The organism is Uliginosibacterium sp. H1 (genome assembly GCF_036017065.1).
Classification (GTDB): Bacteria; Pseudomonadota; Gammaproteobacteria; order Burkholderiales; family Rhodocyclaceae; genus Uliginosibacterium.
Map to the genome: position 1 here is coordinate 2,066,063 of NZ_JAYXHR010000001.1, position 10,090 is coordinate 2,076,152.

Sequence of the window (10,090 nt, forward strand, 5' to 3'; positions counted from 1 at the left end):
ACGGCAAGACCATGCGAGTGAGAGGGTCAAGTTCCGTCGTGTGGACCGGTAGAAGACCGGAAACACCAGAAACGCCAACGCGCGGGCGCGCAGAGCGAACAGATGGACCTACCCGTCTGCACGCATTCCGATCAGAAAGACGTCAGGGCTTCGCGCCGGCTGCACGCAGCAGCTTCGCCATGGCGGTCTGACCACGCTGCTCCGCGTGCCTGAGCGCAGAGACGCCATCGCGGTCGGGAATGCCGGGGTCGGCGCCGTGCTGCAGCAGGAGCTGCAGCACCTGCTGCTGGCGCGGGCCGCCGTCGGACAGCACGATGCATTCCATCAATGCCGTCCAGCCCAGGTTGTTCACGTGATTCACGTTAACCCGCGTGCGCTCCAGCAGGTAGCGGACCACCTCGACGTGCCCGTGCTCGGAAGCAGGAATCAGCGGCGTGCCGCCGTAGCGGTTCAGCAGGGTCGGGTCGGCCTTCGGCGCTACGACCCGCAGGATGTCCAGCAACCCCTCGGCGCCGGCGTACAGGAAGGGGTTGTCCGACATCGCGTTGCGGCGGTTCACGTCCGCGCCGTCCGCCACCAGGCGCTTCACGGCATCGACCCTGCCGGCCAGCGTCGCACGCATCACCGGCGTGTTGCCGCGATCGTCCACGGCGTCGATGGCCGCACCGTTCTCCAGCGCGCGTGCGATGGCGGGCACGCTGCCGGCCTCGGCCGCCGCCAGCAGCTCTGCATCCTCGCGCGGCCCGGCGGTTGCGCTCAGTGCCCCGCACACGGAGATGATGGCCGTTGCAATACGGCTTGCCGTCCTGGTACGCAACCTCGCACGCGTCCTTGCACGTACCCCTGCACACACCCACGCACACCACGCAAACATATAGCCTCCCGATGATCGATACGGCATGTATGTTCAATTCAACATGCCGCGCTATGATCGCCCGAACTGATCACTCCCGGGCAATCTCGTCGTGGCGACACGCAAGCGTGGCAAGAAGAACGATGCGACAGGCCAGCGCGCTCCAGCAGCCCGGCAGGTAGAACCTCCCGAGGCGTCGGCCACACAGCTTCCGCTGCAACGCTGGCTGCCCTGGGCGATCGTCGCGCTGCTGTTCATCGCCGGCATCGGCGCCTGGTGGTGGCAGGCATCCACGGCCTCCCCACCCGCACCCTCCTCCTCCACGCCCGCCACACGGACAGCCGCAGTCACGGCGACGGCTGCCGCGCAGTACGTCGGCAGCGCGCAATGCAGCAGTTGCCACCAAGCCGAGTCCGCCGCCTGGGAGACGTCGCAGCACAAGCAGGCGATGCAGCACGCGGACGCGCAGACGGTACTGGGCAACTTCGCCGACGCGCGCTTCCGCTACGCCGGCGTCGAGAGCCGCTTCACGCAACGCGACGGCAAGTACTACGTCACCACCGACGGGCCCGACGGCAAGCTGGCCGAGTACGCGGTGAAGTACACCTACGGCGTGTCGCCGCTGCAGCAGTACCTGATCGAATTCCCGGACGGCCGCCTGCAGGCCCTGTCGATCGCCTGGGATACGCGCGCCGCGAAGGACGGCGGCCAGCGCTGGTTCCACCTGTACCCGCAGGAGCGCGTGGACTTCAAGGACGAGCTGCACTGGACGAAGCGCCGGCAAAACTGGAACCACATGTGTGCCGACTGCCACTCCACCGACGTGCGCAAGGGATATGACGCTAGCACGGACCGCTTCGACACAAAGTGGAGCGAGCTCACCGTCGGTTGCGAGGCCTGCCACGGCCCCGCCTCGGCCCACATCGGCTGGGCCGGAAAAAACGAGCGCGAGCGTAGCGCCGACAAGACGGCCGGACTGGTGGTGAACTATCACGAGCGCCGCGGCGCCGGCTGGGCCATGGACCTGCAGACCGGCATCGCGAAACGCACCGTGCCGCGCAGCAGCCACGTCGAGACCGACATGTGCGCGCAATGCCACGCCCGCCGCGCGCAGCTTGCCGAAGGCTACCGGCCCGGCCAGCCCTTCACCGACCACTACCTGCCCTCGCTTCCGCTGTTCCCGCTGTACCACGTCGACGGCCAGCAGCGCGACGAGGTGTACATCTGGGGCTCCTTCCTGCAGAGCAGGATGAACGCGGCCGGCGTCACCTGCTCCGACTGCCACAACCCGCACACCGGCAAGCCGAAGGCCGAGGGCAATGCGCTGTGCGCGCAGTGCCACCTGCCCGCGAAATTCGACACGCCGGACCATCACCGTCATGCCAGCGTCAAGGCCGGCTCGCCCGGTACGCAATGCGTGGACTGCCACATGCCGCAGACCAGCTACATGGTGAACGACCCGCGCCGCGACCACAGCTTCCGCCCGCCTCGCCCGGACATCAGCGTCGCCTTCGGAACGCCGAACGCCTGCAACCAGTGCCACACCGGCAAGCCCGCGCAATGGGCAGCGGCCGCCGTGGAGAAGTGGTTCGGCAAGGAGCGGCCCGCGGCCCCCTTCGAGCTCGCTGCGGCCTTCCACGCCGCCGAGCACGGCGGCATGGCGCCGGCGGCGCAGCTGCTGGCGATCGCCAGCGATCCGGCACGCCCCGGCATCACCCGCGCGGCCGCCATCGAACGACTCGGCGCCCATCCGTCCGACGACATGCTGGCCGCCGTACAGAAGGGCCTGGGCGATGTCGACGCGATGGTGCGTCACGCCAGCCTCGGTGCGCTGGAAGCCCTGCCACCGGAACAGCGCCTGCCGCTGGCCGCGCCGCTGCTGCGCGACCCGCGCCGCATGGTGCGCATCGAAGCCGCACGCGTGCTGGGCGACACCGATCCTGCCACGCTGACCACTGCCGACCGCGACGCACTGACGCGTGCCACCGATGAACTGGAAGCCTCGCATCGCCTCAATGCCGACCAGGCCGAATCGGTGGTGGCCATTGCCGGCATCCAGCTTCGCCGCGGCCAGCCCGCGCAGGCGGAATCCACGCTGCGGCAGATCGCCACCAAGGAGCCCACATTCGTGCCGGCATGGGCCAACCTCGCCGACCTGCTGCGCAGGTTGAACCGCGAAGCCGATGCGGAAGCCGCGCTGCGCGAAGGGCTGAAACATGCCCCGGACGCCGCCGCCCTGCATCACAGCCTGGGCCTCTCGCTGGTCCGCCAGCAACGCCTGAAGGAAGCCCTGCCCGAACTGGCGGCAGCCACCCGTGCACGCGACGCCACGCCGCGCTACAGCTACGTGTATGCCGTGGCATTGCACTCCGCCGGCCGCAGCCGCGAGGCCCTGGCGATCCTCGATGCACAGTTGAAGCAGCGGCCAGGCGACAGCGAGGTGGCGCAGGCACGCGCAGCAATCGCGCGGGAAGCAGGCGGGCGCCGATAGTGGCATGCAATCGCCCTGACCTCTCCGTATCGACGCCTGCCATGGCGCCCGAAGCCGCAGCTTCGTCCAGTGGCATGCTGTCAACATTGATTCCCATGGCATTACCGCTGCGCTTTGCTATACCTACGTGGCAGTCATGTTCGACTGCGTGGAATCTCTTCAGCGGAGGTATTCAGATGATCAAGATGAAAGCCAGGCACGCACTTGCAGGAGTATTGGTCGGTACCTGCATGATTCTGTCCCCGATGACGATGGCACAGCAGATGAAGGAGATCACCGAAGCGCAGGCGAAGACTGTCAGCGCGGGCCAGACCAAGGATCAGGTGGTCAAGTCCCTGGGCAAGCCGATCAACGAACGGAAGGTGAAGGCGCGGCCCGGCAACTCGGCGCTCGTCTATGCCGCGAAGCCCCCGGCAGGCCAGAACAATGCCTACTTCGTGGTCGAGCTGGACTCCGCCGGCAAGGTGGTGAACAGCGGCATCACGGCCCAGGACACCGACTGATCGTTCCTGCTGCAATAGCGCCGGAAGCCGCCACGGCTTCCACCGCAAAAGCCCGGCACGAGCCGGGTTTTTGCATTCTGGCGGCAGCCGATGATGGCGGCTGCCCCAGCAGCTCAGTAGTCCCCGCCGGGAAATGCCGGTGGAATGACACCCAGGCGAACGTCCCACAGCTTCTCGTACGACGGCGGCAGACGCTCGTAGCGCTGGGCCAGCAGCCGCTGCTGGTTGTCGTTGCTCAGCAGGGCACGCAGGCGCTGGCGCTGTTCGTCCTGCGCAGCCTTGTCGGCGGGCTGGCGCACGTAGAGGTAGTACACGCCCGCCGCGTCGCCAGTCAGGATGGCGTCGCCCGACGAAGTGGCCGTGTGAGTGAGCGGCAGCACCAGCGGCGGCGTGTTGAAGCGCTGGCGGTAGGCCGCCATGCCGGCGTCCTGCCACGGCCCGCGACTCAGCATCACGAAGCCGGTCTCCGGCGCCGGTGGAATGGTCGCCGCGAGCGGAACGCCCGCCTCGCCCAGGACCTGTGCCAGCGGCGCGGCGGTGGTGTCGCCCACCGGCAGGGGGCCGGGCTGTTGCGCGATGCCTGTCGGCGCAGCCGTGAGGGCACTGGCGGCCAACAAGGCGGTGATGAGCTGTTTCTGCATGCGGGCCTCCGTCAGGGTTGCGCGTCGCGCGCGGCTTCGACGCTGTAGATCGTCCAGGCCGGCGCGGGGCCTTCCTCGACGTACTGCAGGCGCACGATGGTGCGGCGGGCCCGCTGCTTGAGCAGTGCCTGCATCGGCGTGTCGTCGTAGACGAAGGCCGCGATGCGCGACGGATCGACACCGCGCGACACCAGCGCATTCGTCACCGCCTGCGCGCGCCGCAGGCCCAGCGCATGGTTGTAGGCGTCCGATCCTTCCGGACTGGTGTCGCCCACCAGTCCGATGCGCGCCTGCGGATAGCGGCCGGCGAGGCGGACCGCCGCATCCAGCGCGGGCTGGTGCTCGGGCAGCAGCACGTCGCGGTTCATCGCGAACTCGAAGACGAAATCGCGCTGGCGTTCCACGCGCTGCCACTGCGCGCAGCCCTGCCGGTCGATGACCGCGGCGCCGGGCGTGGCGGCGCAACTGTCGCGCACGTTGATGACGCCGTCGCTGTCGGCATCGCGCAGGTCGTAGGCAGCCTTCGTCACGTAGGACCTCGTCTCCGGCGAGCTGCAACCGGCCATCGCGAGCAGGCAGCCGAGCAGGCACAGCCACGGACGCAGGCTGCTCGTCCGCTCGTTCATCGGTCCGCTCTTTGGTCCATTCATGGGTCTGCTCATTTCACACCTCCGGCCGTGGCCTCGGCAGGCCTGGCAGCATCCGGATCGCCCGCCTTCGCATCCGCCTCCCACTCCTGCGGATACGGCACGCGCAGGCCGTAGCCGAGGCGCCCGGTGGCGTTGAACAGGCGGTAGGCCGCCTGCACCCTGTCGTAGTGCGCGCTCAGGTAGTTGCGCCGAGCCAGGAAGACCTCGGCCTTGGCGTTGAGCAGGTCCAGCAGCGAGCGACGGCCGAGCTTGAACTGCGTGATGTAGCCACTCTCCGACAGGGTGGAGGCGTCCACCGCCGCGCGCTGGATCTGCTCCTGCTCGTTGAGGCTCTTCCACGCATTCCACGAGAAGCGCGTGCCCTCCATCAACTGGTCCTCCGCGTTGCGCTGGATCTCCTTCGCCTCGCCGTGGCGCCAGCTCGACGCGCGCTCGCGCGACACGTCGCGCCAGCCGTTGAACAAGTCGTACTCCAGCACCAGCATGATGCGGTAGTCCTCCTCCCGCCCTTCCAACCCGCCGATGTTGTGGCCGCGGTTGGCGGAGCCCTCGACGCTGACGCGCGGAAAGTAGCCGGAGCGGCTGGCGCGCACTTCCTGCGCGGCGGCACGCACGTCGGCGGCGGCCGACTGCAGTTGCGGGTGGTTATCGCGCGCCCACTGCATGGCGGTGTCGACGCTGTCGGGCAGCAGGGCCAGGTCCGGCACCGGGTCGACGAGCTGCGCAGGCGACGCGCCGACCAAGCGCAGGAAGCGTGCGTCGTTGTCGCGCGCATCGTTCTGCGCCGACACCAGCGAGGCACGGGCATTGGCCAGGCGCGCGCTGGCCTGGGCGACGTCGGTCTCGCTGGCATGGCCGGTGCGCACCAGGCCCTTCACGTCTTCCAGCACGGACAGGTGATCCTGCACGTGCTTCTCGGCCAGGCGCACCAGCTCCTGGGCCTGGCGCGCGTCCAGGTAGGTCTCGCACACCTGCAGTGCGAGGTTCTCGGCGGAGGCCTTGAGCTGCAGGCGTTCGGCCTCGGCCTCTTCCGACAGGCGCTGGCTGTTGGCCGGCGTCTCGAAGCCGTTGAACAGCATCTGGCGCACGAACAGGCTGAGGTTGTCGCGCGTGTAGTTCTCGCCGACGTACTGGCCAGAGCGGTACTTCGTGTACTCCGGCCCGACGGCGCCGCGCAGGCCGAGTTGCGGGTAGTAGTTGGAACGGGCTTCGTTGCGCATCTCGCGCATCGACTGGTAGCGCGCGTACTGCCGGCGCAGCTCCGGACTGCGGTCCACCGCGGCGGCGAAGGCCTCTTCCAGGGTCATGCCGTGGCCGGCACCGGGAAGCGCCAGCGCCACGGCCAGCAGGAGGGTTCTTGCTTGCCTCACTTGGCGATCCTTTCGCAACTTGAATCCTGGGAACGGGTCATGACGAGTGGGTTCTTCACGAATGGGCACAACGTCAAGGCTCGCGCATGGCGTTGGCGCGTGCGCGCAGCAGCGGCTTGAGCCAGTAGTCCAGCACGCTGCGCTTGCCGGCGAGGATGTCGATCTGCGCCTGCATGCCGGGTATCAGCGGACGCTCGCGCCATGTGACCGGCTGGCCTGCCGTGCGCGGACGGCTGTCGAGCTCGTCCGCCTCGGCGCTGACATGAGCGAGGAAGTAGGAGTTGCCCTTCTCGTCCACCAGCGCGTCGGGCGACAGGTGCACCAGGCGACCGCGCAGGCCACCGAAGATGACGAAGTCGTAGGCGCTGAACTTCACGATGGCCGACTGGCCGATGCGCAGGCGGCCGACATCCTTCGGCGCGATGCGCGACTCCAGCAGCAGCGCGTCGCTGCTCGGCACGATCTCCATGATGGTCTCGCCGGGACGCACCACCCCGCCGATGGAGGGCAGCGCGATGGACTTCACCGTGCCGGCCATGGACGCCATCAGGCGCGTCTGTTCCAGCTGGCTGGCGTGGCCGACGGTCACCTGCTCCACGCGCGCCAGCTTCGCCTCGGCCTCGGCCAGCTTGTTCTGCGCATCGCGGCGGAACTCGTCGAACACCAGTCGCTGCGCCTGCCGGCTTTCCACCACGGCCGACTGCAGCTTGCTGGCCTTGATCTTCTCCGCCGCCACCTGGCCGGCCACGCGCACCCGCTCGCGTTCGATCTTGCGCAACTCGGCCGCGCCCAGCGCGCCACTGCTCACCGCACCGCTGGTGAGGCGCAGCTCTTCGTCGAGCAGGCTCAGCGAGTCCTGCAGGGTCTGGATGTTCTTCTCGCTCTCGGCCAGCTCGCGCTGTTGCTGCACCACGTTCTCGCCGGCCTTGTCGGCGCGCTGCGACAGCTCCGCCATGTCGGCCTGGAAGGTGGCCATCTCGGCGGCCGGCAGCTCCGGCCGCGTGCTCGCCACATTGCCGCCGGCGATGGCGCCCAGCTCCGCCACCAGGCGGCGGCGCATGGCCTGCAGCGAGTCCTGTTCCGCCAGCGATTCGGCATGGCCGGCGCGCGCGCGGGTTTCGTCCAGGGTGACCAGCAGTTGCCCGACGCTGACACGGTCGCCCTCGCGCACATGCAGCGCGCGCAGGATGCCGCCGTCCAGGCCCTGCACCTTCTGCACCGACGACGGAGGCACCAGCTTGCCTTCGCCGATCACCACCTCGTCCACGCGCGCCAGCGCGGCCCACACCAGCCCGCACACCACCAGGGCGGAGACCAGCCACACCACCTGGCGCGCGCGCCAGGCGCGCTGCAACTGTTGCAGATAGTCAGCCGCCATGGCCGCGCTCCATTGGTTTCGTGGAGTCCTCGGCCGCGCGGATCACCACGCGTCGTTGTCGCCCTGCCTGCGCGGCCTGCTGGTTGGCCAATTGCTGCGCGAGGAACTGCTCGCGCGGCTGGTCGAGCACCAGCTTGCCCTGCTCCAGCACCAGCACGCGCTGGCAGCAGGCCAGCAGTTCCGGCCGATGGGTGGCGATGACGAAGCCGCGGTCCGCGGGCAGCGCCTGCAGCACGCTGGCGACGCGGCGCTGCATGTCCTCGTCCATCGCGCTCACCGGCTCGTCGAGCAGCAGCCAGCGTGGCCGCGGCAGCATGGCGCGCGCCAGCGCGACCAGCTGGCGCTGGCCACCGGACAGTTCGCGGCCGCCCTCGCCCACCGGCGACTGCAGGCCGTTGCCCAGGCTGGCGAGCACCCGCTCCATGCCGAGGCCGTCGAGCAGCGCGATCAAGGCCGCTTCGTCGGCCACCGGCCGGTCGCCGGTGATGTTCTGCAACACCGTGCCCCAGCACAGCTGCGGTTGCTGCGGCAGCCAGCCCAGCGCCTCGCGCAGCTGCGACAGCGGCCAGCGCTCGCGCTCCACGCCGTCGTACAGCAGGCGGCCCTGCTGGAGGTCGAACTGCGCCGCCAGCAGGCACAGCAGCGTGGACTTGCCGCTACCGGAAGCCCCCAGCACCGCGACGCGCTCGCCGGGGGCAAGGGTCAGCGACAGCGCATCCAGCGCCGGGCGCTGCTGGCCGGGATAGGCGAAGCGGGCGTCCTGCAAATGGATGCCGCCACGAAAGCGCATCTCGCTGAACGCGTGCGCCTGGTTCTCCTGCTCCAGCGCCATGATGCCGTCCAGCGTGGTGATGGCCGAGCGGGTCTGGGACCAGCGCAGCAGCAGCATGGCGAGCTGGTTCATCGACTGCGCGGCGCGGCCGCTGAGCATGACGATGGCGATCATCGCGCCCATGGTCAGCAGGCCCTCGCTCATGCGATACACGCCGGCGATCAGCAGCGCCACCGTCACCGCGTACTGCGCGAAGTTCATCAGGTGGCTGAGGTCGGTGCTGACATGGCGCTGGTGCACGCCGTGGTCCGCCATCGCCGACACCAGCCGTCGCCAGCGTTCGCCCTGCTGCGCCTCGCGGTTCTGCTGCTTGTATTCCGGCAGCATCAGCAGGGTTTCGATGAGCTGCGCCTGCCGCTGCGAAGACAGGCGCGAGGCTTCCTCCATGGCACGCGCCAGGCGCAGGTGGGCGCGCCAGGCAGCCAGCAGCAGCACTGCCAGCGCCACCAGCGGAATGACCACCAGCGGCCCTGCCAGCCACACGATGAGGACCATGAAGAGCGCGGCGAAAGGCAGGTCCACCAGCGCCACCAGCGTCGCCGAGGTCAGGAAGTCGCGGATGCTGTCCACGTCCTGCAACTGTTTGGCGAAAGCGCCGGTGGACTGCGGCCGCTGCGCCAGCTTCATGCCCAGCAGCCTGCCGTACAGCGCGCTGGAGATATCCACGTCGATCTGCCGGCCCGCCATGTCGGTGATGCGCGTGCGCGCGTCACGCAGCAGCCAGTCGAAGACCATCACGATGACGATGCCGGCGGCCATCACCCACAGCGTGTCGATGGCCTGGTTGGGCACGACCCGGTCATAGACGTTCATGGTGAACAGCGGCACCAGCATCGCCAGCAGGTTCACCACGAAGGAGGCCAGCAGCAGGTCGCGGTACCAGGGGCGGGCCTGGTCCAGCGCGCGACGCAGCCAGTGTTGCGGCTGCTCCGGCAACAGGCCGGTGCTGCGCGCATCGACCTGCGACATCGGCGTCACCAGCCAGGCATCACCATCGAGTTCTGCGAAAGGCACGCGCGCTGCCTGCACGCCGTCGCCGAACCAGCGCAGGCGGAATTCACCCTCGGCAACCGCCCCCCGCGCTTCGACCGCTTCGACGATGCCGAGCCGCCCATCCCGCTCGACCACGCAAGGCAGCAGGTTGATGTCCGGGTGTAGTTGGATGCGTTGCAGCTTCAGGCCCAGGCGCTCCGCGTACTGGACCAGACCTGCATCACCCGCAGCCGGTCGTGGCGCCGATGCACGCGCTGGCGCCGGCAGGCTGAAGTGCAGCCGCAGGTGCTCCAGCACGGCGGGCCAGGCAGCGCCCGGACGGGCCGCCGCCTGCACGGGCGGGCTGGCTTGCAGGAAGGGCTGTGGCGCGTTCATCTGC

8 protein-coding genes are annotated in these 10,090 nt (G+C 69.0%); 2 read left to right on the top strand and 6 right to left on the bottom strand.

Going from position 1 to position 10,090, the window contains the following annotated elements; translation table 11 throughout:
• Positions 1-142: 142 nt before the first annotated feature.
• Positions 143-772, bottom strand: coding sequence for an ankyrin repeat domain-containing protein (locus VVD47_RS09340; RefSeq protein ID WP_327603137.1), 630 nt, complete (start codon positions 770-772; stop codon positions 143-145).
• A 193-nt stretch (positions 773-965) separates the two neighbouring features.
• On the opposite strand from VVD47_RS09340, the gene VVD47_RS09345 reads away from it, so the two are divergent.
• The gene (locus tag VVD47_RS09345) at positions 966-3,344 is read left to right on the top strand and encodes a tetratricopeptide repeat protein (RefSeq protein WP_327603138.1); all 2,379 of its coding nucleotides are present in this window, start codon (positions 966-968) and stop codon (positions 3,342-3,344) included.
• 230 nt (positions 3,345-3,574) lie between these two features.
• Positions 3,575-3,847 carry a hypothetical protein gene (locus VVD47_RS09350; RefSeq protein ID WP_327603139.1) on the top strand — a complete coding sequence of 91 codons (273 nt, stop codon included), beginning with the start codon at positions 3,575-3,577 and terminating at the stop codon, positions 3,845-3,847.
• A 113-nt stretch (positions 3,848-3,960) separates the two neighbouring features.
• Here the strand turns inward: VVD47_RS09350 and VVD47_RS09355 are convergent, their stop codons facing one another.
• The 5 genes from VVD47_RS09355 to VVD47_RS09375 form a co-directional block, all read right to left on the bottom strand.
• Entirely contained in the window at positions 3,961-4,488 is a 528-nt protein-coding gene (locus VVD47_RS09355; RefSeq protein WP_327603140.1) for a hypothetical protein, read from the bottom strand.
• An 11-nt stretch (positions 4,489-4,499) separates the two neighbouring features.
• Positions 4,500-5,138, bottom strand: coding sequence for an OmpA family protein (locus VVD47_RS09360; protein WP_327603141.1), 639 nt, complete (start codon positions 5,136-5,138; stop codon positions 4,500-4,502).
• An 8-nt stretch (positions 5,139-5,146) separates the two neighbouring features.
• Positions 5,147-6,508, bottom strand: a complete 1,362-nt coding sequence (locus VVD47_RS09365) for a TolC family outer membrane protein (protein WP_327603142.1) — start codon at positions 6,506-6,508, stop codon at positions 5,147-5,149.
• A gap of 73 nt (positions 6,509-6,581) precedes the next feature.
• Positions 6,582-7,886 (bottom strand): HlyD family type I secretion periplasmic adaptor subunit, encoded by a 1,305-nt coding sequence (locus tag VVD47_RS09370; RefSeq protein ID WP_327603143.1) that lies wholly within the window; start codon positions 7,884-7,886, stop codon positions 6,582-6,584.
• On the bottom strand, positions 7,876-10,086 hold the full coding sequence (locus VVD47_RS09375; protein WP_327603144.1) for an ATP-binding cassette domain-containing protein: 2,211 nt from the start codon (positions 10,084-10,086) through the stop codon (positions 7,876-7,878). The genes VVD47_RS09370 and VVD47_RS09375 overlap by 11 nt, the downstream gene beginning before the upstream one ends.
• Positions 10,087-10,090 lie beyond the last annotated feature (4 nt).

Bases quoted from the DNA above. Each gene is read 5' to 3' on its own strand.
- VVD47_RS09355 (WP_327603140.1), bottom strand. From the start codon at position 4,488: ATGCAGAAACAGCTCATCACCGCCTTGTTGGCCGCCAGTGCCCTCACG.
- VVD47_RS09360 (WP_327603141.1), bottom strand. From the start codon at position 5,138: ATGAATGGACCAAAGAGCGGACCGATGAACGAGCGGACGAGCAGCCTG.
- VVD47_RS09375 (WP_327603144.1), bottom strand. From the start codon at position 10,086: ATGAACGCGCCACAGCCCTTCCTGCAAGCCAGCCCGCCCGTGCAGGCG.
- VVD47_RS09370 (WP_327603143.1), bottom strand. From the start codon at position 7,886: ATGGCGGCTGACTATCTGCAACAGTTGCAGCGCGCCTGGCGCGCGCGC.
- VVD47_RS09350 (WP_327603139.1), top strand. From the start codon at position 3,575: ATGATTCTGTCCCCGATGACGATGGCACAGCAGATGAAGGAGATCACC.